The sequence below is a fragment of the Gordonia sp. 11cp genome (assembly GCF_057767225.1).
Genome location: NZ_CM173437.1, coordinates 5,111,854 through 5,132,426 on the forward strand (window position 1 = coordinate 5,111,854; position 20,573 = coordinate 5,132,426).

At 66.0% G+C, this 20,573-nt stretch carries 23 protein-coding genes; 13 read left to right on the plus strand and 10 right to left on the minus strand.

The annotated features are described in order from the left end of the window. Positions 1-25 precede the first annotated feature (25 nt). From AC3B6C_RS22845 to AC3B6C_RS22865, 5 genes are all read right to left on the minus strand, one after another. Complete coding sequence (locus tag AC3B6C_RS22845) at positions 26-1,435, minus strand: DUF3631 domain-containing protein (protein ID WP_488374251.1); 1,410 nt, start codon at positions 1,433-1,435, stop codon at positions 26-28. A gap of 538 nt (positions 1,436-1,973) precedes the next feature. Next, positions 1,974-2,132, minus strand: coding sequence for a helix-turn-helix domain-containing protein (locus AC3B6C_RS22850; RefSeq protein WP_488374252.1), 159 nt, complete (start codon positions 2,130-2,132; stop codon positions 1,974-1,976). A 423-nt stretch (positions 2,133-2,555) separates the two neighbouring features. After that, positions 2,556-3,629, minus strand: coding sequence for a tyrosine-type recombinase/integrase (locus AC3B6C_RS22855; protein WP_488374253.1), 1,074 nt, complete (start codon positions 3,627-3,629; stop codon positions 2,556-2,558). A 281-nt stretch (positions 3,630-3,910) separates the two neighbouring features. Continuing rightward, positions 3,911-4,387 carry a hypothetical protein gene (locus tag AC3B6C_RS22860; RefSeq protein ID WP_488374254.1) on the minus strand — a complete coding sequence of 159 codons (477 nt, stop codon included), beginning with the start codon at positions 4,385-4,387 and terminating at the stop codon, positions 3,911-3,913. Further along, positions 4,380-5,033, minus strand: coding sequence for an RNA polymerase sigma factor (locus AC3B6C_RS22865; protein ID WP_010841176.1), 654 nt, complete (start codon positions 5,031-5,033; stop codon positions 4,380-4,382). Before AC3B6C_RS22865 ends, AC3B6C_RS22860 begins: the two co-directional genes overlap by 8 nt. A gap of 124 nt (positions 5,034-5,157) precedes the next feature. Here AC3B6C_RS22865 and AC3B6C_RS22870 point away from each other — a divergent pair, with 124 nt between their 5' ends. From AC3B6C_RS22870 to AC3B6C_RS22900, 7 genes are all read left to right on the plus strand, one after another. After that, positions 5,158-5,667, plus strand: a complete 510-nt coding sequence (locus tag AC3B6C_RS22870) for an Asp23/Gls24 family envelope stress response protein (protein WP_014927370.1) — start codon at positions 5,158-5,160, stop codon at positions 5,665-5,667. Then, on the plus strand, positions 5,667-6,005 hold the full coding sequence (locus tag AC3B6C_RS22875) for a hypothetical protein (RefSeq protein ID WP_488374255.1): 339 nt from the start codon (positions 5,667-5,669) through the stop codon (positions 6,003-6,005). Before AC3B6C_RS22870 ends, AC3B6C_RS22875 begins: the two co-directional genes overlap by 1 nt. Beyond that, positions 6,002-6,181 (plus strand): hypothetical protein, encoded by a 180-nt coding sequence (locus AC3B6C_RS22880; RefSeq protein ID WP_004022968.1) that lies wholly within the window; start codon positions 6,002-6,004, stop codon positions 6,179-6,181. The genes AC3B6C_RS22875 and AC3B6C_RS22880 overlap by 4 nt, the downstream gene beginning before the upstream one ends. Further along, on the plus strand, positions 6,174-6,728 hold the full coding sequence (locus AC3B6C_RS22885) for an Asp23/Gls24 family envelope stress response protein (RefSeq protein ID WP_488374256.1): 555 nt from the start codon (positions 6,174-6,176) through the stop codon (positions 6,726-6,728). The genes AC3B6C_RS22880 and AC3B6C_RS22885 overlap by 8 nt, the downstream gene beginning before the upstream one ends. Beyond that, positions 6,725-7,321 carry a hypothetical protein gene (locus tag AC3B6C_RS22890; RefSeq protein ID WP_488374257.1) on the plus strand — a complete coding sequence of 199 codons (597 nt, stop codon included), beginning with the start codon at positions 6,725-6,727 and terminating at the stop codon, positions 7,319-7,321. Before AC3B6C_RS22885 ends, AC3B6C_RS22890 begins: the two co-directional genes overlap by 4 nt. Beyond that, positions 7,318-7,866 carry a hypothetical protein gene (locus AC3B6C_RS22895; protein WP_488374258.1) on the plus strand — a complete coding sequence of 183 codons (549 nt, stop codon included), beginning with the start codon at positions 7,318-7,320 and terminating at the stop codon, positions 7,864-7,866. The genes AC3B6C_RS22890 and AC3B6C_RS22895 overlap by 4 nt, the downstream gene beginning before the upstream one ends. An 87-nt stretch (positions 7,867-7,953) precedes the next feature. Then, entirely contained in the window at positions 7,954-8,151 is a 198-nt protein-coding gene (locus AC3B6C_RS22900) for a CsbD family protein (protein ID WP_010841182.1), read from the plus strand. A gap of 84 nt (positions 8,152-8,235) precedes the next feature. Here the strand turns inward: AC3B6C_RS22900 and AC3B6C_RS22905 are convergent, their stop codons facing one another. The 4 genes from AC3B6C_RS22905 to AC3B6C_RS22920 all read right to left on the minus strand — a co-directional run bounded on the left by AC3B6C_RS22905 (position 8,236) and on the right by AC3B6C_RS22920 (position 11,304). After that, complete coding sequence (locus AC3B6C_RS22905) at positions 8,236-9,438, minus strand: RtcB family protein (RefSeq protein ID WP_488374259.1); 1,203 nt, start codon at positions 9,436-9,438, stop codon at positions 8,236-8,238. Between the two features lie 130 nt (positions 9,439-9,568). After that, complete coding sequence (locus AC3B6C_RS22910; protein ID WP_014927376.1) at positions 9,569-10,051, minus strand: peroxiredoxin; 483 nt, start codon at positions 10,049-10,051, stop codon at positions 9,569-9,571. Continuing rightward, on the minus strand, positions 10,048-10,470 hold the full coding sequence (locus AC3B6C_RS22915; RefSeq protein WP_010841185.1) for a DUF3052 domain-containing protein: 423 nt from the start codon (positions 10,468-10,470) through the stop codon (positions 10,048-10,050). The genes AC3B6C_RS22910 and AC3B6C_RS22915 overlap by 4 nt, the downstream gene beginning before the upstream one ends. Positions 10,471-10,686: 216 nt before the next feature. Continuing rightward, positions 10,687-11,304 (minus strand): hypothetical protein, encoded by a 618-nt coding sequence (locus tag AC3B6C_RS22920; protein ID WP_488374260.1) that lies wholly within the window; start codon positions 11,302-11,304, stop codon positions 10,687-10,689. A gap of 152 nt (positions 11,305-11,456) precedes the next feature. On the opposite strand from AC3B6C_RS22920, the gene aceE reads away from it, so the two are divergent. The 6 genes from aceE (at position 11,457) to AC3B6C_RS22950 (ending at position 19,982) form a co-directional block, all read left to right on the plus strand. Next, complete coding sequence (aceE, locus tag AC3B6C_RS22925) at positions 11,457-14,339, plus strand: pyruvate dehydrogenase (acetyl-transferring), homodimeric type (protein ID WP_442902690.1); 2,883 nt, start codon at positions 11,457-11,459, stop codon at positions 14,337-14,339. A 76-nt stretch (positions 14,340-14,415) separates the two neighbouring features. After that, positions 14,416-15,687, plus strand: coding sequence for a PucR family transcriptional regulator (locus AC3B6C_RS22930; protein ID WP_014927379.1), 1,272 nt, complete (start codon positions 14,416-14,418; stop codon positions 15,685-15,687). Positions 15,688-15,882: 195 nt separating this feature from the next. Beyond that, complete coding sequence (locus AC3B6C_RS22935; RefSeq protein WP_488374261.1) at positions 15,883-16,791, plus strand: ACP S-malonyltransferase; 909 nt, start codon at positions 15,883-15,885, stop codon at positions 16,789-16,791. Between the two features lie 131 nt (positions 16,792-16,922). Further along, a complete protein-coding gene (gene acpM, locus AC3B6C_RS22940) occupies positions 16,923-17,225 on the plus strand; it encodes a meromycolate extension acyl carrier protein AcpM (protein WP_010841190.1) in 303 nt (100 codons plus the stop codon). Beyond that, a complete protein-coding gene (locus tag AC3B6C_RS22945; RefSeq protein ID WP_010841191.1) occupies positions 17,225-18,493 on the plus strand; it encodes a KasA/KasB family beta-ketoacyl-ACP synthase in 1,269 nt (422 codons plus the stop codon). Before acpM ends, AC3B6C_RS22945 begins: the two co-directional genes overlap by 1 nt. A 37-nt stretch (positions 18,494-18,530) precedes the next feature. Beyond that, positions 18,531-19,982 (plus strand): acyl-CoA carboxylase subunit beta, encoded by a 1,452-nt coding sequence (locus AC3B6C_RS22950; RefSeq protein WP_010841192.1) that lies wholly within the window; start codon positions 18,531-18,533, stop codon positions 19,980-19,982. A 58-nt stretch (positions 19,983-20,040) separates the two neighbouring features. Here AC3B6C_RS22950 and AC3B6C_RS22955 read toward each other — a convergent pair whose 3' ends face one another. Beyond that, complete coding sequence (locus tag AC3B6C_RS22955; RefSeq protein WP_010841193.1) at positions 20,041-20,559, minus strand: DUF3145 domain-containing protein; 519 nt, start codon at positions 20,557-20,559, stop codon at positions 20,041-20,043. Positions 20,560-20,573: the final 14 nt, after the last annotated feature.

The window sequence follows — 20,573 nt, forward strand, 5'->3', positions numbered from 1 at the left end:
TCGGAGATCGTTCGACTTGGGTGGGTCATCGTGAGCACCCCTCGTGGAAGCCTTGTTCGATGTCTGAGGTGAACGTCATCAGCGCGTCACACACCTGGCACGCTTGTTCCGTGTCGTCCGTGACGCGAGCGTGACAGCCTAAACCGTCTTTCAACTGGGAAGATTCGTCGTTGTCACGGTTGTCACGGCCATCACGCATAGGTGCAGAAGTTGGGAGGTACCGTGCCCACGCCTGACCTAGCCCATCCTCGCCGGACACCCGGTACCCCTTTCCCCGATGTAGTCCGTCGCGGATGGTGGTCGACTTGATGTTGTAACGCTTGAGTTCGCGGGCAAGGCGACGTTGATCAAGTGCCCTCCCCCAAAGGTCCGCCCACTCCGACTCGTCCGGTTCAATCAGTTCATTGATGAGGTGGGCGGAGAGGATTACGTCACGCTCCCCCATGACCTCTCGGATGTCTCGGAGGAGCCTCGCCCCTAGGGAGAGTTCGTCGGCGTCGGTCTCCAACACGAACCACTTACAAGCGGCACGCGCTTTATCAGGCCAGTCACCACCGGCAGCATCCGCGATGGCAACGAGCGCTTCCCAGACTTCGGCGGGCCGGTCACGTACTCCCTCAGGAAGTAGCGGAGTTGCGTACCTCAAATTGTCAGCTTTAGATTCCATCCACCCTGAAAGCTGTTCCCGCAGGACTTCAGCCTCATCGGCAGCGACACGTTCGCGATATTCACGTACGTGTTCACCAGGCGCACGACGAGACATGTGGATATTCACTGCGCGGCTGGTGATGGTGGCGGGAATCTTCCCCGACAACCCCGCCATAGCTACCGGAGCGAACACAGGGAACTCCACAACCTTCATGTTTTTAGAGTCACCTTCACAACGGTCGACGGTCGCGCCGCGCTTATAGCCTGCGTTGTAGAGTGCGCGGAGGTCTTCAGATGCGGGGTTGTTTCGCCCCCAGATTGCGTCTGCCTCATCTTGGAGAATGGTGGGCGGTTGATCCTCGGCCGCTGCGATCCGTCGATATAGCGCGGGCGTAGTGGATGAGATGGTCAGTTTCGCCGACCGGCATAGGAGGGCTAATAGTTCAAGAACACGAGTCTTACCACTACCAGGCTCTGGTGAATCCAATACAAGCCGGGGTGTGACATAGAAGGAATTGATGGCCCAGGTGTGCGCGCTCCACAGCGTGATCGCGGTGAGGGCATGTTTGCTAGGTAGGCTGAGATAACCGTCGAGCCATTCCTCGATTAAATCGAGAACCCGTGACCCGCCCATGTGCGTGCCGTCCGTGCCAAACGTGACATTCACGTATTCCTGCAGTTCAGAGGTAGTTTTTGTTGTCACGCTCGCGTCACGGATAGAGGTTTTGAGCGTGACGTTGTCCGTGACACCCTCGAACATGTTGGTTTCGGTGTTAAATGTGACCATAATTTCTCCTCCCGCAAGATGCGGGTCGTCTTAATTCTTGATTTATTTGGCCGGCGTGAAAAGCAGCGGCACATCATCAACATTGACGAAAAGCTTTCGCCCTCGCCGAATGGCAGGCAGCGCGCCCGACCTAATTTTATTTCGAACGGTGCACTCTGCATATCCCGTCCGGAAGGCAACCTCGGGGATGTCGATATAGTCGTCTATGAAGGTCATTGTCTTTCTTTTCGGATAGAATGTTCTATGTATATTGGGTATCGTAGTAAACGAGTGCGTAGTGACCTTTTATGCAATAGAAGAGCGAATAATTATCAATAAACGGTCTATAGGGCGATTAATTGATATATACCCTGCGACCAGCAGAAACGACAGATAACCGCCTTGCATAATATTCGCAGTCTTGAATAAGAGGCATAGAATAAAGGGCGTAAATGATCCAGATACTAATTAGATCAAATTTGAACGGCCCGCGAATAGACCGGCTAGGGTCCGACAAATCGGCACGCGATGCCCGATTTGTCGATCGAGCCCGGTCAGCTCACGCCGAACCCATCTGCAACAGGTCCGCACGCCGCACCCGGACTAACCGAGGTCCCAGCCGGTCGATTGGCAGCCTGCCCGAGCGGTACCAGCGCCTGATCGTCTTCTCGCTCACCTTCGCCTCGCGTGCTGCTTCTGCCACCGTCAACCAGTCCATCTGTGTCGCACCATTCGTGAAGAGAGGCAATGCGCCTCGGGAGTCTGTGGGGTGCGGTGGCGGGTCCAGGCTCCGAGAGTTGGGGAAGGGGACACACGCGGCCACCGACGAACACAAAGCTACAAGCGGGTACCGGCAGCAAGACCGGAAATGTCGGTGCTCAGCCCCTCCTACTCGCCCGGTTTGCCCAGCACGGGAAGGTTGGAGCGAGTCTACGGACTGTAGAACTCTGGCGTTGCGAACTGCGGAAAAGCTCCTTAGGACTGCCTAGTTCTGGCTGGTCACGGCGCAACCGAACATTGCGCCGAACTTCGCGCGCTTCGAGTTGATGTCGATCTGGATTTTCGGGTCGGCGTAGTTCCTCACCGAAGTTCTTGTCTAGGGCGCGGTCACACGAGATGTCCAAGTACTCACAAGTGGCAATCAGCCAAGCACGCCACGCACCGCATCCCACTGCGACTGAGCCGCATCCGCGTACCTTTGAGTCACGACCACGCTGCTATGCCCCAACAAGGCTTGCACAGTGTCGAGGCCGATCCCCTTCTGTACAAGACCGCTCGCGAACGAATGCCGTAAGTCGTGCGGGCGAATATGCCCAACCGCCTTGCCGTTCACCTTCGCAGCCTTCCCGGCAGCCGCGAGTGCCAACGCAAACCGTCGACTCTCGACCGGACGACCCGTCGGCGAAGTGAACACCAACCCGTACAACGGCCTGTTTCCTCGCGTATACGAGACACCAGTCGGCGGCTCCCCCAGCCCATTTCGTTCAAGCCGGCCCCGCAACTCGGCCACTAGAGACTCCCCCAGCGGCACCGACCGCGACTTCCCCGACTTCGGAGCCTTAAACACGCCGCTTCTGTCGAGCGACCACCGCACCGTAAAGACTGCTCGATCTAGGTCGATCTGGTCCCAGTGCGCACCAACAGCCTCGGCCCATCGCACCCCGGTACCAACGAGGAAGTTGAACAACTCGATGTACTCGGCGGGCATCGCAGACCGAACTGCGTCGATTTCGGTAGAAGACAGCCAGCGTTGAGGCGAAGGGTCAGGTTTCGGGTACTTGAGTCCCACACACGGGTTTGAGTCCAACAGTCCGGCAACCATCGCCGCCTTCATTGACGCGGACAGCAGATGGCCGAGCTTCTTCTTCGTCGTCGCTGCGCACGACAGGCCGTCAAGCCAAGCTTGTATCTCGGCACGGTTCATCTCAGCCAGCGGGGTATCCCGCCAGCGAGGACGTAGGTGGTTTTCTAGCCGTGATTCGTCGGCGGCGAGCGTCGATGCCTCGACTTGTCGTGTCCAGCCGTCACGCTCCCACTGACCCCACGTGACCGGTGTCGCTTCTTTGGCCTTCGGCGTTGGTGCACCTTCAGCGAGGACCGCAGCAGCTATCGCTGCCTTCTTTGTGTCGTGCGTGCCGGCGGATCGCTGCTTGCCGTTTGCGTCGCGGTAACCGCCCTGCCACCGACCTGACGGCAGCTTGCGTGCGTAGCCCATGCAGCGATGCTAGCGTGCAACACCTGTTGCATGTTCGTGCAACCACGTACAACAGATTCGGCGATTCGGTGTCCCCTCATAGGCCACCGTGCACCTGCGGTCAGTCCCGAAACACCACTGAGCAGGGCGTACTCAAGTACTTGACCGACCACACGAGGACATGATAGGAATATTCCACTTGGTCTTACACACCAGCGGTCAGGGGTTCGAATCCCTTTGCGCGCACCACCCGATCCCATAGCCCCAACCCGCGCCGAGCGCGGCTTCGGGCTGTGAAACAGCTACCGGCTGAGCCACTCCCGCGTGTACACGTCCTGCCAACGCACCGAGATGTTGCGTCGGGCGGCGGCGCTGCTCTCGGCGCCGAGAGTCTCGATCAGAACCTCGTCGACGATGTCGCGCACGTCGTCGGACAGCGCGGGGAGGTCGTCGGCGTAGCGGGCGATGAGGCCGACGCGCACGCCGTCGACGGTGTCGCCGGCTCCGTCCACCGACACGAAGACCGTCAGTCGTCCGAGTTCGCGTCGGGTGCGGACGGCGATCAGCTGTTTGACGACGCGGTCGCTGGTGGTGATGCGCAGCCCGTCGGTGGCCAGGGTTCGCGCCGGCCGCCGGATGCGCTGCAGGCTCCCCGAAATGGAGGTGATCAGGCGGTCGACGTCGCTCGAAGGCTCGTCGGCCAGCCGCTGCGTGGCCTCGACCAGCCAGGCGTCGGCGATGTCGGCGGTCTCGGCGTCGCGGATGTGCTTGTCAGGCACCGGCCTCGCCTCCCTCCGCGTTGCCGACGATCGTCGTGGCCGTCGGTGTGGTTGTCGGTTTACCAGGGTTCCACGGTGCCAAACGGGTCAACAGGAACTTCCGGCTGCGTTGGAGGTGTCCGCGCACCGAGCCCGTTGTGATGCGCAGCACCTGTCCGATTTCCTCGAGCGTAAGCCCCTCGACTTCCTTGAGCCACCACGCGGCGCGCGACGTCGCGGGCAGATTGTCCAATTCGGCGCGCAGGGCGTCGATCAGCAGACTCCGCTCCGCCATGTCGGAGGGCAACGGTCCGGCGGCCTCGAGTTCGGCGAACCGCTCGTCGTCGAACGGGACGTCGCGCCTGCGCCGGTGGTGATCGGCCGCCTTCCGGTGCGCGATGGTGAACATCCAGGTACGAAAACTGCTTCGGAATGCGAAGTCGGGCAGCCCTTTCCACGCATCGAGCAACGTCTCCTGGGTGAGGTCCTCGGCAGTCTGCTGACCGTCGACCATCCGCAGCATGTACCGCAGTAGACCCGGCGTCACGCGTCGGACGAGCACGTCGAATGCCTCGGTGTCGCCGACAGCGGCCGCGCCCGCGAGTTCGTCATCGCCGAGCTCGGACAGGTCGAGCGACTGTCTGTGAGCCGAATCACTGGGTCCCATGCGTGCAACTCCCCCCGTCCGTCCCGACTGACCTTACAGACGGATCGTGAACAGCCTTTGCGATAGCGCATCATCCGAAGGCGGTCCGTCAACGAAGAAGACACGACGACCGAAGGAGTTCGACATGTCCGCAAGCGCCACCCCGACCAAGGACGCCACGAAGGACGACGCGGCCGGCCTCGACGGGTCGACCACCGGCGCCACCGACGCCGCCGCGGGTCGCGCCCTCGCCCGCCGTGATTCGTCGGGCGATCGGGGACGCACCTCCATCGCCGACATCGTCGTCGCGAAGGTCGCCGGCATCGCCGCGCGGGAGATCGACGGCGTCCACGATCTGGGCGGGACCACCGAACGGGTGGTCGGCCGGGTTCGCGACGTCCTGCCGGGCACGACGGTGAGTACCACCCAGGGCATCGAGGTCGAGGTCGGCGAACGCCAGGCCGCCGTCGACGTCTCCATCGTGGCCGAGTACGGCGTCGCGATCCATCAACTGGCAGCAGCCATCCGACGCAACGTGATCACCGCGATCGAGCAGATGACCGGTCTCGAGGTCACCGAGGTCAATGTCACCGTGCACGACATCGCGTTCGGCGACGACGAGCAGGAATCGAACACCACCCCGCGGGTCCAGTGATGACGTCGGACCTCCCGACGGCGCGGACGGATGACGGCGGCTCACTGGCAGATCGCCTCGCCGCCGCCGTGCTCGCCGTCCCGGGCGTGCACGACCTGCACAGCGGTCTGTTCGGGGAGATCGCCACCTACCTACCCGGACATCGGGTCTCGGGCGTGTCCCTCGCCGACGACAGCGGTGAGGTCCACATCGTGGTCGACGCCGCGCACGACTTGCAGGGCGTCGCCGCACAGGTCCGCGACATCGCCGAAACGCTCGCCGCGAGACCGATCTCGGTGACCGTGGCCGACATCAGCGTCAGCTCGAAGCCGAGTCCGCATGAAGGAGAAGCGAAATGAACAACGCAGTGGTGGGTCTGTTCGTCGGCCTGCTCCTCGCACTGGCCGCCGTCGCCGGTGGACTGGCGGGCTTCCTGCTGGCCGTTGTGCTCGGCGCCGCGGGACTCGTCCTGGGTCTCAACCGTGACGGCGCCATCGACCTGGGTGCCCTCCTGCGGAGCCGGGGTCGTGGCTGAGCACACCGGCGGGCCGGTGACGGGTGGCGCCCCCTCCGGGGACGACTCGCCGCCCGGGACACTCACCGTCGCCGACCGCGTCCTCGAGAAGATCGCGGCCCGGGCGGCCCTCGACATCCCGGGCGTCGTCCGCCATCGCGGCGGCGTCGGCTCGGTCCTGGGGGCGATCGGCGAGAGGTCCGCCCTACCCGACGCGACCGTCCATGCGGGCGGCACCAGAATCACGCTGTCCCTCGCTCTCGAGTGGCCGTGTGCAGTCGCCGAGGTGTCCCGTCGCACGCGCGATCACGTCGCCGCGGAGGTCGAACGCCTCGCCGGGGTCGCACCGACACGCGTCGACGTGACCGTGTCCACATTCGAGCCACGACAGGCGATCCGGCGACGCCAACGGGGTTACGTCGACCTGCCACCGGTCGGCGACGACCCCCACACCGAGGCCCCGCGCACGGTCCGCGTGCCGTCGGACAGGCCGGACCCGCAGGGCCCGCAGCACGACACCGCGACGCTCACCTCGACCATCAGCACCGACCCGGGGGTACGACGATGACGCAGACCGCACTCGAACCGGATACCGAACGTCTGGACAGCGGGCGGAACACCGATTCGGAACACGTCTTCCCGCCCGCGGCCCTTCCGGGAGCCGCGATCGCCGGCGCCGCACTCGGGCTCGGGTTCATCGCGCTCGGCGCGGTGGCCGTGCGCGACATCGCCGTCCGCGCGAACTGGCTCGACGGACGCGAGTGGTCGGTCACCGCCGCCGAATGGATCTCGGACCTGCAGTGGCAGAACTGGATGTGGCCCGCCGCGGTAGGAGCCATCGTGCTGGGTCTGATCCTGTTGTGGGTCGCGGTCAAACCGCGGCGCAGGACACATCTCGCCCTCGCCGGCGGCGACGGGATGTGGACCCGCCCCGGGGACGTCGCGAGGCGGTGCAGTGCTGCCGTCTCCGACCTACCCGGCGTACTCGACGCCGACACGGTGGTGACCCGGCGAAAGATCCGGTGCACGGTGGCGGTCCGGCCACAGGGTGTCGACCGCCAGCTGATCGAAGACACCGTCGCTCACACGGCCGCCGAAGTGCGGTCGTCCCCCAAGGTCGTCGTGCGGTTGCGCGTGCAAGGAACGAGGAGCGTCCGATGAATCGTCTTCCCGCCATCGCACATCGACTGTCGGTCGGACTCGTGGCCGTGCTTCTCATCGTCGTCGGTGCGGCGGCCATGGCATGGCGGGTCGGCATCGAGCCGGTGGCCGGATGGGTGGAACGTCTCGACGAGCGCGCCGCTCTCGATGCGGCACAGGCGTCCTGGTGGATCTGGGCGCTGGCCGGTCTCACCGTGATCGCGGTCGGCTGGGGTCTGCTGTTGCTGGCCACCAACATCAGGCCACGCGCCGTCGACGACGCCGTGCTCGACGGTTCCGATCAGACCGGAACGCTCACCGTCGCACCGAAACTGATCGCGAACGCGGCCGCGGCGGAACTGGCCGGCAACCCGTTGTTCCAGAAAGCGACCGCGAAGGCGATCGACGACCGGTCGCGCAGCATCATCCGGCTCGAGGTGTCGGCGAGGCCGAACCGGAGCTTCGGCGAGGTCACCGCACCGGTCGCCGACACCGTCACCGCGATCCGGACCGCGCTGGGCGACTCCGGAGTACACGTGCAGGCCTTCGTCCACCTCGATCGGTGAACAGGCAGACACCCGCACCGACCGACGACCTCACCCGAGGTTGTCGTCGAACAGATGAATGAACACATGAGATGAAGGAGAAGAGAAATGGGATTCAGCGACAAGGTCAGCAACAAGGCCGAGGACCTCTCGGGCAAGGCCAAGGAGACCGCCGGCGATGTGACCGGTGACGACCAGCTCAAGAGCGAGGGCAAGGGCGATCAGCTCTCCGCGGCCGTCAAGGACGGCGTGGAGAGCGTGAAGGACGCCGCGTCGAACATCAAGGACAAGCTGTCCGGCAACTGAGATCTCCGCCAGCTCGACAGACGAATCCCGAAGGTGCTCAGCACCTTCGGGATTCGTCTCGTTCTCATGGCCGAACGCGGCCGGTCACGTCCCCTTGACGTTGAGGATCTGCCGCAGGGTGTGCTCGATGTCCACCAGGTCCACGGCGTCGGCCATCACCTGATCGATGTCCTTGTAGGCGTCGGGGATCTCGTCGACCCACTCGTCGCCGTGCCGGTACTCGATCCCCGTCATGCGGGCCGCGAGATCCGCGGCGGTGAACCGCCTCCGGGCCTCGCTACGGGAGTACCGCCGACCGGCACCGTGCGGCGCCGAGCACAGGCCTGCCGGATTGCCCTTGCCGCGCACGACATACGACCGCGTTCCCATCGAGCCCGGGATGACACCCCGGACGCCCTCATGGGCGTCGATCGCTCCCTTCCGGGTCAGCCAGACGTCCTTGCCCGCGTGCGTTTCCCGCACGGTGTAGTTGTGGTGGCAGTTGATCCGATCCACTTCCAGCGACTCCGCCCCGGCATCGCGAACACCGGAGACGTTGTCGCCGAACCACTCGGCGAACACCGCGACGAATCGATCCATCATCTCCGCGCGGTTCTCGAACGCGAACCGCTGAGCCCAGGACAGATCCCGCAGGTACGCCGTGAGCTCCGGCGTTCCCTGCGGCAGGTACGCGAGGTCGGCGTTGGGCAGCTTGATCCACCACTGGCGGCACAGCCGCTGAGCGATCTTGATGTGCTTCTGGGCGATCTTGTTGCCGACGCCGCGCGAACCCGAATGGAGGAACAGCCACACCACGTCCCGCTCGTCGAGGCACAGTTCGATGAAGTGGTTGCCGCCGCCGAGTGACCCGAGCTGTTCCCGCCACTTCGGCGAATGCGAGAGGTCCACACCGTCGTTCGCCTGCTCGTCGAGCGAGTCGATCCGTGCCCGCGTGAAACCGAACCGGTCCAGACCGCGGTTGTAGTTGCCGGGCGAGAGCGGGATCGCATCCTCGATCTTCCCTCGCAGTCGGCCGAGGTCCATCCCGTCGATGTCCGCGGCGCGCAGTCGCGTCTGCACCGCGATCATGCCGCAGCCGATGTCGACGCCGACGGCCGCGGGGATCACCGCACCGGTCGTCGGGATGACCGTGCCCACCGCAGAGCCCTTCCCGAAGTGGGCATCGGGCATGAGGGCGATGTGCGGGTGCACGAACGGCATTCGGGCGGTCTCGGCCGCCTGGGTCAGAGTGTTGTCGTCCACGTGCGATGCGTAGTTCAGCACCTTGGGCGACGACTTGGTCGGCATGGGAGGATCGTCCTTTCGTGAGCGCCCGGGTCGACGGGCTCTCACATCACACCGTCGAATCCTCCGGGCGGCAAACGGTTTTCTCCTGCCATGCCGCTCGGCACTCTGATCCGAGGACGGCCGGACCCGATCAGCCGATGACGCCGAGAGCCTTGTCCCAGACCGCGTTCTCGCGTACCTCACCCGGGCCGACCATGTCGGCGAAGACGATCGTGCCGTCTCGATCGACGAGGAAGGTGCCGCGGTTGGCGTAACCACGGTCCTCGTTGAACACGCCGTAGGCGCGCGCGGTGTCACCATGCGGCCAGAAGTCCGACAGCAGCGGGAACAGGAATCCCTGCGCCGCGGACCATACCTTGTGTGTGGGCGAGGGACCGACCGACACGGTCACCGTCGTCACGTCGTCGTTCTCGAAGCGCGGTTGCTGGTCGCGGATGTAGCCCAGCTCGCCCTGGCACGTGCCGGTGAATGCGAGCGGGAAGAACACGACGAGCACATTGCGATCGGCTCGTAGCGTCGAGAGCGACACGAGCTGGTTGTTCTGGTCGCGAAGGGCGAAGTCCGGTGCCCGATCGCCGACGGTCAGGGGCGCAGAAGGCAGCGCACCGCTCATGCTTTCTTGCCCGCGCGGGCCTTGGGCTGGACGAGTCGGGCCGCCGACCAGTCGCCGAGGCTGATGGCCGAGGTCTGGGTGAGGCCCGCGGTCGGGGCCGCCTCGGCGATCTCACTCGGGTCGACATAGCCGGACTTGCCGGTCTTCGGCGAGAGCACCCACACGAAGCCGTCTTCGGCGAGTGGGCCGATCGCGTCCATCAGGGCGTCGACGAGGTCACCGTCGCCGTCGCGCCACCAGAGGACCACGACGTCGATGACGTCATCGGCATCCTCGTCGACCATCTCGGCGTCGATCGCGTCCTCGATGTCAGCGCGCAGTTCGTCGTCGGTGTCCTCGTCCCAGCCGAGTTCCTGCACGACCAAGCCTGCGGTCAAGCCCAGTTTCTGGGCGTTGCTACCGTCTGTGGCGGCTACCACCGCGCGTGACCTCCTGAAGATGTGTGGATCGTTGTGTGCGTCGTCTGTGCCGAATCAGCGTACGTTCTCGCACGCTGTTCGCCTGTCAGCATAGGCAACAGCCTAAAGCCTCACATTGCAAGCCGAACGCCGTCAGTGATTTCGGGCGTTTCGCGACAGCCTGTGCACAACCGGTACCCCGGGTGCCGCGATCCCAATCATCGCGGGGCGGCGGCGCTACCCGCCGGGACGGTCCGACGTCGTCGACGGGACGGACGGGCGCGGGGTGGCCGAGGAGGCCGCCGGAAGCGGCGTGTAACCGCCGCACACGTCGAGCAGCCGCTGCTTGTCGCGGGACCACTGACCCGACACCGGGTTGAGGCCGGCACTCAGTTCACGACGGATCGCGTTCTCCAGCCGTGCGGTCGATTCCAGGAATGTCCGCGCCGGCGTCGAGACGTCCGCGGGCGCGGTTGCGGTGATCTTGGGACGGATCTGATCGGCGCCGGCGATCAGACTGGCCCGTGCCTTCTCGTCGAGATCGCCGACCCCGGGATACGACTGTGCGACGTTCAGACGGGTGACGAAAGCGTTGAACCCCCGGACCATCACGACCATCGACGCCATCGACTCGCGGCACAGCTCGACCCCCTCGGCCCGTACCTCGGCGGCCGCCGAGGCCGACAGCTCGGACCGGTAGACCGCGACCTCGCCCGGCGCCGGGGTGCCCGCGCCACCGACCGTCGAGGCACACGCACCCGACAGCGCCGCCCCGAGGGCGATCGTGGCCGCGGTCGCCGACCGGATGACGCGGCCCCGGCGGCGCCTCACCGTTCCCGCTCCTCGCTCCGGCATCCACTCCCCCTACTGGTCAGTAATAGTTTCTGGACGCTACCGCATCGACGCGATCGCGACAGCCGACACGGATCCACCCGGTGCCAAGCCACCCCACATGGGGCACGATGAGGGGAGGCACCGCACAACATCGGAGCGCGGTGCCCGACGCCATGCAGTCGGACCACCACCCCGAGTCCGGCCTGTCAGAGGGAGTAGGCATCACCGTGACCAACCAGATGGACCATGCGACACAGGACGTCTCGCCGAGCGAACCCGCCGGGAACACCGGCCCCCGCTCGAACGGGCGCGCCGCCGGACAACGAGTCCGGGTCATCCGCGAAGGAGTCGCGTCCTATCTGCCCGACATCGACCCAGACGAGACCGACGAATGGCTCGACTCGTTCGACGCCCTCCTCGATGCCGCGGGACCCGGTCGCGCTCGGTACCTGATGCTGCGACTTCTCGAGCGGGCCGGCGAGAAGCGCGTGTCGATCCCCGCACTCACCTCCACCGACTACGTCAACACCATCCCCACCGAGGCCGAGCCCTGGTTCCCCGGCGACGAGGACGTCGAACGCCGCTTCCGTCAGATGATCCGGTGGAACGCCGCGATCATGGTGCATCGCGCCCAGCGGCCGGGTGTCGGTGTGGGCGGCCACATCTCCACCTATGCCTCGTCGGCGTCGCTGTACGAGGTCGGCTTCAACCACTTCTTCCGCGGCAAGGATCACTCCGGCGGCGGCGACCACATCTTCATCCAGGGCCACGCGTCCCCGGGCATCTACGCCCGCGCCTATCTCGAGGGCCGGATCGACGAGGCCCGGATGGACGGCTTCCGCCAGGAGCACAGCCACGCCGGCGAGGGCGGCGGCCTGCCGTCGTATCCGCATCCGCGCCTGATGCCCGATTTCTGGGAATTCCCCACCGTCTCCATGGGTCTCGGCCCGATGAACGCCGTCTACCAGGCGCGCTTCAACCACTACCTGCACGACCGCGGGATCAAGGACACCTCCGATCAGCATGTGTGGGCCTTCCTCGGCGACGGCGAGATGGACGAGCCCGAGTCGCGCGGCTTCGCCAGCTTCGCGGCCACCGAGGGCCTCGACAACCTGACCTTCGTCATCAACTGCAATTTGCAGCGTCTCGACGGCCCGGTGCGCGGCAACGGCAAGATCATCCAGGAACTCGAGTCCTTCTTCCGCGGCGCCGGATGGAACGTCATCAAGGTCATCTGGGGCCGTGAGTGGGACTCGCTGCTGCACGCCGACCGCGACGGCGCTCTGGTCAATCTGATGAACACCACACCCGACGGCGACTTCCAGACCTACAAGGCCAACGACGGCGCGTTCGTCCGCGAACACTTCTTCAACCGCGACCCGCGTACGAAGGAGCTCGTCAAGGATCTCTCGGACGCCGACATCTGGAACCTCAAGCGCGGCGGTCACGACTACCGCAAGATCCATGCCGCCTACGCCTCGGCGATGACCCACAAGGGACAGCCGACGGTCATCCTCGCCCACACCATCAAGGGCTACACGCTGGGCAAGCACTTCGAGGGTCGCAACGCGACGCACCAGATGAAGAAGCTGACGCTCGACGACCTGAAGGCCTTCCGCGACAGCACGCGGATCCCGATCACCGACGAGCAGCTCGAGAAGGACCCGTACCTGCCGCCGTACTACAACCCCGGCAAGGACTCGCCGGAACTCCAGTACATGCTCGACCGGCGCAAGACCCTCGGCGGGTTCCTGCCGAGCCGGCGCACGAAGTCCAAAGTCCTGAAGGCGGACATGAGTTCGGCGCTGAAGGCCACCGCGAAGGGCTCGGGCAAGCAGCAGGTCGCCACCACCATGGCGCTCGTACGTGTCTTCAAGGATCTGTTGCGCGACAAGGAGATCGGCAAGCGCATCGTCCCGATCATCCCCGACGAGGCGCGCACGTTCGGGATGGACTCGTGGTTCCCGACCCTCAAGATCTACAACCGCAACGGGCAACTCTACACCTCGGTCGACGCCGAACTGATGCTCGCCTACAAGGAGAGCTCGGAGGGCCAGATCCTCCACGAGGGCATCAACGAGGCCGGGTCGGCGGCCAGCTTCGCCGCAGTCGGCACGTCCTACTCGACCCACGACGAGCCGATGATCCCGCTGTACATCTTCTATTCGATGTTCGGTTTCCAGCGCACCGGCGACAGCTTCTGGGCGGCCGCGGACCAGATGGCGCGGGGCTTCGTCATCGGCGCGACCGCGGGGCGCACCACACTGACCGGTGAGGGGCTCCAGCACGCCGACGGGCACTCCCCGTTGCTGGCCGCCACGAACCCCGCGGTCGTCGCCTACGACCCGGCCTTCGCCTACGAGCTCGGCCACATCGTCGAGCGCGGCATCGAGCGCATGTACGGCGACGACCCGGAGAACGTCTTCTACTACCTGACCGTCTACAACGAGCCGATCAGTCAGCCGGCCAAGCCCGAGGGGCTCGATCCGGCCGGCATCGTCAAGGGCGCGTACCGGTTCCAGAAGGCTCCCGAGGGCAAGCAGCATCCGGCCAACATCCTCGTCTCCGGCGTGACCATGCCCGACGCGCTGCGCGCCGCAGACATGCTCGCGGAGGAATGGAACGTCGGCGCCGACGTCTACTCGGTCACCTCGTGGAGCGAACTCGCCCGCGACGGCATCCGCGCCGACCGCGAGGCGGTGCGCGATCCGGGGGCCGAACCGGCCCCGGCCTACCTGACCGAGTTGCTCGCCGACGCCGCCGGCCCGTTCGTCGGAGTCAGCGACTACATGCGTGGCGTCCAGGAGCAGATCCGGGCCTACCTCCCGGGCACCTACCTCACGCTCGGCACGGACGGCTTCGGGTTCTCCGACACCCGTCCGGCGGCGCGCCGGTTCTTCAACGTCGACGCCGAGTCGATCGTGGTCGCCGTGCTCGTCGCGCTCGCCCGGGACGGCAACATCGAGATGTCGGTCGCCAAGCAGGCCGCCGACAAGTACCGGATCGACGATGTCTCGGCCGCGCCCGAGCAGACCAGCGATCCGGGTGTCGCCTGAGCGTCGCGTCGACGGACGCGGCCTCGTCTCGCCCACGGTCGGCGACTCAGGCCGGCCGAGGGTCTAGATTGAGGTCGTGTCCGATGCCAGCGTGAACAGGAAGCCACCGCCGGCTGATGTGTTCGGTGAGCGGGGCGCCCATGTACCGGCCCCCGCCACCGTGCACGACGCGCTCCCGGACACACTGCTCCGGCGGGTCAAGCAGTACAGCGGCCGGCTCGCCACCGAGGCGGTCCACTCGATGCAGGACCAGCTGCCGTACTTCTCCGATCTCGACGCGGCGCAGCGCGCGAGTGTGCAACTCGTCGTGCAGACCGCGGTGGTCAATTTCGTCGAGTGGATCCAGGACCCCGAGGGCAACGTGAAGTTCACGGTCCAGGCCTTCCAGGTGGTCCCCCAGGATCTCGCCCGCCGGATCACCCTCCTGCAGACCGTCGAGATGGTCCGCGTGGCGATGGAGTTCTTCGAGAAGTGGCTCCCGCTCCTGGCCCGCAACGATGCCCAGCTCCGCGCGCTCACCGAGTCGGTGCTGCGGTACGGACGGGAGATCGGCTTCGCCGCGGCATCCATCTACGCTTCGGCCGCGGAGTCGCGGGGTGCGTGGGATTCCCGGCTCGAGGCCCTGGTCGTCGACGCGGTCGTCCGCGGGGACACCGGAGCCCAGTTGCTGTCTCGCGCAGCAGCGCTCAACTGGGAATCGGATGCACCCGCCACCGTCATCGTCGGGACCCCGCCGCCGGAACAGAACGTCTCGGTGCCGCTGGCGATCCACAACACGGCCAAGTCCTTCGACCGGTCGGCCCTCTCGGTGGTGCAGGGTTCGGTACTGGTGGCCATCGTGAGCGGTCCGGCCCGTCCGACCGAGAAGTTCGTCGGCGCGCTGCTGTCCCACTTCGCCGATGCCCCGGTCGTCATCGGACCGACGATGCCGAACCTCGGCAGTGCGCACACGAGTGCGACCGAGGCGATGGCCGGAATAGAGGCGGTGGCGGGCTGGCCGAACGCCCCGCGCCCGGTCCACAGTCTCGAACTGCTCCCCGAACGCGCGCTCAACGGCGACGAGTCAGCGATGACCGCTTTGGTGGAATCCCTCGTCCTACCGCTGGCCGAGGGCGGCTCGACGTTGACGACGACGCTCGACGCCTACCTCGACTCGGGCGGCTCGGTGGAATCGTGCGCTCGGATTCTGTACATACATCCAAATACGGTCCGCTACCGGTTGAAGAAAATTTCAGAAATCACAGGACGTGACCCAACTAACCCTCGCGACGCCTACGTTCTGAGGGTCGCGTCGACGGTGGGTCGACTGACACACTTCCGGCACAAATCGCATTCATCAGCCACATGAGTCACACCGGTTTCATGTCCGATTCACCGTTTGTGCTGATAGAAGCCTTAAGAACACGGTTCGGTAACAAATCTCGGACTGGTGACGAACCAGGTGACCTGTAGGTCACCTTTGTGGGAACCCCACAAAAGGCGGCGACAAGGTTCATGCTTCTCCACACCCACATCCCACGGGCAAAGGGTGTTCTCTGGTCACGTGCTTTCGATGCTTGCCCCCGGACAGGGCTCACAGACACCCGGAATGCTCGTGCCCTGGCTCGAACTGCCGGGCGCGCGTGACCAGCTCGCCACCTGGTCCAAGCTCATCCAGCTGGACCTCGAAGGGCTCGGCACCACCGCCACCGCGGAGGAGATCACCGACACCGCGGTGACCCAACCGCTCGTCGTGGTCGCGGCGCTGCTGGCCTACGACGAGGTCCGCAAGCACGGCGAGCTGCCTGCCGACGCCGTCGTGGCCGGACACTCGGTGGGTGAACTGGCCGCCGCGGCGATCACCGGTGTGATCTCCGCCGACGAAGCGGTCACGCTCGCCGCGATCCGCGGTGCCGAGATGGCCAAGGCCTGCGCGCTCGAGCCCACGACCATGGCTGCCGTTCTCGGTGGCGACGAGGCCGCGGTGCTCGCGCGCCTCGACGAACTCGACCTCGTCCCCGCCAACCGCAACGCGGCGGGTCAGATCGTCGCCGCCGGCGCGGTCGCCCAGATCGACGAACTCATCGCGTCGCCGCCGGAGAAGGCTCGCATCCGCAAGCTCGCCGTCGCCGGCGCGTTCCACACGCACTTCATGGCTCCGGCCCAAGAGGCCGTCGCCGCTGCCGCGGCACAGATCACCCCGTCCGACCCCGTCCGCACGCTGCTGTCGAACTCCGACGGTCAGCCTGTAACGGACGGCGCCGACGCACTGACAAAACTGGTGGGACAGGTGACCAGGCCGGTCCGCTGGGATCTCTGCTCGGCGTACCTGCGGGACCACTCGGCCGACGCCGTGGTGGAACTGCCCCCGGCGGGGACGCTGGTGGGTATCGCCAAGCGCGAACTCAAGGGCACTCCCGCGCTGGCGCTCAAGGAGCCCGACGACATCACGAAGATCACCGAACTTGGATAGCGGTCGCGGGTAGTCCGCGACCCCCGGAACGTCGGCTGTTCGAGCCGGCGTGTCCAAGCGCGCGGACTCTCCTGTCCGTCATGCGCTCCGGAACCATCAAGTCAACGAAGCTAAGGAAAGGGAACGCCACAGTGGCTGCCACCCAGGAACAACTCATTGCCGGCATCGCGGAGATCATCGAAGAAGTCACCGGCATCGAGCCGTCCGAGGTGACCCTCGAGAAGTCGTTCGTCGACGACCTCGACATCGATTCGCTGTCCATGGTCGAGATCGCGGTCCAGACCGAGGACAAGTACGGCGTGAAGATCCCGGACGAGGATCTCGCCGGCCTCCGCACCGTCGGCGACGCCGTCGCCTACATCCAGAAGCTCGAGAACGAGAACCCCGAGGCCGCTGCAGCCATCAAGGCGCAGGTCGAGGCAGACGAGAACTGATGACTCCCTCTTCCCTCCGCGAGTACTCCACGCTGGGTGGGAACTTCCCGAGTGTGGTGGTCACCTCCATGGTGGCCACCACCTCGCTGGGCGGGGACCTCGACTCGACCTGGAAGAACCTGCTGGCCGGCGAATCGGGAATCCGTGAGCTGACCGACGACTTCATCACCAAGTACAACCTCCCGGTGCGCATCGGTGGTCGTCTCCTCCAGGATCCCGCCGAGGAGGTCACGCGCGTCGAGTCCCGGCGGATGGCCTACGTCGAGCGCATCGCGCACGTCATGAGCAAGCGCCTCTGGGCTCAGGCCGGCGAACCCGACGTCGACAAGGACCGCCTTGCCGTCGTGATCGGTACCGGTCAGGGCGGCGCCGACGCGATGGTCGACGCGGTCCAGGCCATGGAGACCACCGGGAACTACCGCAAGGTGTCCCCGCTCGCCGTCTCGATGGCGATGCCGAACGGACCGGCGGCCGTCGCGGGACTCAACGTCGGCGCCCGCGCCGGCGTGATCACCCCGGTCTCGGCCTGTTCATCGGGCGCCGAGGCCATCGCACACGCCTGGCGCCACATCGTCATGGGTGACGCCGACATGGTCGTCACCGGCGGCGTCGAGGGTCACATCGACGCGGTGCCGATCGCCGCCTTCTCGATGATGCGTGCGATGAGCACGCGCAACGACGATCCCGCGGCCGCCTCGCGGCCGTTCGACAAGGACCGCGACGGGTTCGTCTTCGGCGAGGGCTCGGCGATGCTGATCCTCGAGCGTGAGGATCATGCACGCGCACGCGGCGCGCACATCCACGCCCGCCTCCTCGGCTCCGGCATCACCTCCGACGGATTCCACCTCGTCGCCCCCGACCCCAGTGGACAGGGCAACGCGCGGGCGATGACCCGGGCCCTGCAGACCGCCGGTCTGCAGCGCTCTGACATCACCCACATCAACGCGCACGCCACGTCGACCCCCATCGGCGACACCGCCGAGGCCGCGGGCATTCTCGCCGCCATCGGCCAGCACGCGGCGGTGTACGCACCGAAGTCCGCGCTCGGACACTCCATCGGTGCCGTCGGGGCGCTCGAGTCGGTCCTGACCATCAAGAGTGTCGAGGAAGGCGTCATCCCGCCGACCCTCAACCTCGAAAATCTGGACCCGGAATGCGACATCGACGTCGTGCACGGTGAGCCCCGCTACGGGCAGATCGAGTACGCGATCAACAACTCGTTCGGTTTCGGTGGGCACAACGTGGCGCTCGCCTTCGGTCGCTACTGAGCACTCCCGCCACACCCCCGACACCCAGGAGACATCGATGACGACCTTGGCTCCCGTTGCCGGCCGCGAAGAAGCCGCCGATCCCCGCGACCCCCTGTTGCGGCTCACCAACTTCTTCGACGAAGGCACGATGTCGCTGCTCCATCCACGCGACAAGTCGGGCGTCCAGGCCGCCGTCGGTCTGGTCCACGGGGTCCGGACGGTCTCCTACTGCACCGACGGCACCGTCATGGGTGGCGCCATGGGTGTCGTGGGGTGTGCGCACATCGTCAACGCCATCGACACCGCCATCACCGAGCAGGCGCCGGTCATCGGCATCTGGCACTCGGGTGGCGCTCGCCTCGCCGAGGGTGTCGAGGCGTTGCACGCGGTCGGCCAGGTCTTCGAGGCGATGGTGCGCGCCTCCGGCTACATCCCGCAGATCTCGGTCGTCGTCGGGTTCGCGGCCGGCGGCGCGGCCTACGGCCCGGCGCTGACCGACGTCGTGATCATGGCGCCGGCCGGCCGGGTCTTCGTGACCGGGCCGGATGTCGTCAAGAGCGTCACCGGCGAAGAAGTCGACATGGAGTCGCTGGGCGGCCCGACCACACACGGCAAGAAGTCCGGCGTCTGCCACATCGTCGCCGACTCCGAGCCCGATGCGCTGTGGCGGGCGCGGCGTCTCGTGTCGACGTTCACCCAGCAGGGACACTTCGACCGCGATCACGCCCGGGCCGGCGACACCGACCTCAAGGCCCTGCTGCCCGAGTCGAATCGTCGCGCCTACGACGTCCACCCCGTCGTCGAGCAGCTGCTCGACTCCGGTGTGGCCGCCGACGGCGAGACGGAGATCTCGAGTTTCGAAGAGCTGCAGGCGAAGTGGGCGCCGAACATCGTCGTCGGCTTCGGCCGGTTGTCCGGACGCAGTGTCGGTGTCATCGCGAACAACCCGCTGCGGATGGGCGGTTGCCTCAACTCCGAGAGTGCGGAGAAGGCATCGCGTTTCGTCCGCCTCTGTGACGCCTTCGGAATCCCGCTCATCGTCATCACCGATGTACCGGGGTACCTTCCCGGCGTCGGCCAGGAGTGGAACGGCGTCGTCCGGCGCGGCGCGAAGCTGCTGCATGCGTTCGCCGAGGCCTCGGTCCCCCGCGTCACGCTGGTGACCCGAAAGATCTACGGCGGCGCCTACATCGCGATGAACTCGCGTGCGCTCGGCGCCACCGCGGTCTTCGCCTGGCCGGGTTCGGAGGTCGCCGTGATGGGCGCCAAGGCCGCGGTGGGCATCCTCCACAAGAAGGCCCTCGCCGCCGCACCCGACGATGAGCGAGAGGCCCTGCACGACCGCCTGGCCGCCGAGCACGAGGCCATCGCCGGCGGTGTCGGCCGCGCTCAGTCCATCGGGGTGGTCGACGAGATCATCGACCCGGCGCACACGCGCAGCATCATCGCCGAAGCGCTTGCGGCAGCACCCGCACGCCGCGGACGCCACAAGAACATCCCGCTCTGACGCGTCGCACCTGACAAGTGCCCCGGTCCTTCGAGGACCGGGGCACTTCTCGTCTGCGCTAGCCCACCCGCTGCTGCAACCAGGTGACCTCGGCGCCGGCGCCGCCCATGCGGTACTGCTCGAGGGCGTTGTCCCACGCGGTACCGAGTGCGCCTTCGAGTTCACCGGCGAGGCCGGCGCTGTCGGGTTGCGATTCGATCATCGAGCGCAACTGGTTCTCGCCGATGATGACGTCGCCGTTGGCGCTCGTGGAGCCGCGCCACAGGCCCAGTCCCGGGACGTAGCAGAACCGCTCGCCGTCGACGCCCTCGCTCGGATTCTCGGTCACCTCGAAGCGAAGCGCCGACCACTCACGGAGAGCCGTCACCAGACGTGCGGCAGTGCCGACCGGCCCTGCCCAGTCGACAGTGGCACGCTGCATGCCCGGCTCGGCATCCTGTGCCGACCATTTCAGGTTGGCGCGCGCATTCAGGGTCGACGACAGAGCCCACTCCACATGCGGGCACAGCGCCACCGGCGCCGAGTGGATGTACACCACTCCTGTTGTCATGTCCGCAAACTGGTTCAGATTGCGCACCTTGTTCACCTCCG

Bases quoted from the DNA above. Each gene is read 5' to 3' on its own strand.
- AC3B6C_RS22905 (WP_488374259.1), bottom strand. From the start codon at position 9,438: ATGCCGACCAAGTCGTCGCCCAAGGTGCTGAACTACGCATCGCACGTG.
- AC3B6C_RS22880 (WP_004022968.1), top strand. From the start codon at position 6,002: ATGAACAACGCAGTGGTGGGTCTGTTCGTCGGCCTGCTCCTCGCACTG.
- AC3B6C_RS22920 (WP_488374260.1), bottom strand. From the start codon at position 11,304: ATGCCGGAGCGAGGAGCGGGAACGGTGAGGCGCCGCCGGGGCCGCGTC.
- AC3B6C_RS22850 (WP_488374252.1), bottom strand. From the start codon at position 2,132: ATGGACTGGTTGACGGTGGCAGAAGCAGCACGCGAGGCGAAGGTGAGC.
- AC3B6C_RS22900 (WP_010841182.1), top strand. From the start codon at position 7,954: ATGGGATTCAGCGACAAGGTCAGCAACAAGGCCGAGGACCTCTCGGGC.
- AC3B6C_RS22865 (WP_010841176.1), bottom strand. From the start codon at position 5,033: ATGGGACCCAGTGATTCGGCTCACAGACAGTCGCTCGACCTGTCCGAG.
- AC3B6C_RS22855 (WP_488374253.1), bottom strand. From the start codon at position 3,629: ATGGGCTACGCACGCAAGCTGCCGTCAGGTCGGTGGCAGGGCGGTTAC.
- aceE (WP_442902690.1), top strand. From the start codon at position 11,457: ATGCAGTCGGACCACCACCCCGAGTCCGGCCTGTCAGAGGGAGTAGGC.
- AC3B6C_RS22870 (WP_014927370.1), top strand. From the start codon at position 5,158: ATGTCCGCAAGCGCCACCCCGACCAAGGACGCCACGAAGGACGACGCG.
- AC3B6C_RS22945 (WP_010841191.1), top strand. From the start codon at position 17,225: ATGACTCCCTCTTCCCTCCGCGAGTACTCCACGCTGGGTGGGAACTTC.
- AC3B6C_RS22895 (WP_488374258.1), top strand. From the start codon at position 7,318: ATGAATCGTCTTCCCGCCATCGCACATCGACTGTCGGTCGGACTCGTG.
- AC3B6C_RS22910 (WP_014927376.1), bottom strand. From the start codon at position 10,051: ATGAGCGGTGCGCTGCCTTCTGCGCCCCTGACCGTCGGCGATCGGGCA.
- AC3B6C_RS22875 (WP_488374255.1), top strand. From the start codon at position 5,667: ATGACGTCGGACCTCCCGACGGCGCGGACGGATGACGGCGGCTCACTG.
- AC3B6C_RS22845 (WP_488374251.1), bottom strand. From the start codon at position 1,435: ATGGTCACATTTAACACCGAAACCAACATGTTCGAGGGTGTCACGGAC.
- AC3B6C_RS22950 (WP_010841192.1), top strand. From the start codon at position 18,531: ATGACGACCTTGGCTCCCGTTGCCGGCCGCGAAGAAGCCGCCGATCCC.
- AC3B6C_RS22890 (WP_488374257.1), top strand. From the start codon at position 6,725: ATGACGCAGACCGCACTCGAACCGGATACCGAACGTCTGGACAGCGGG.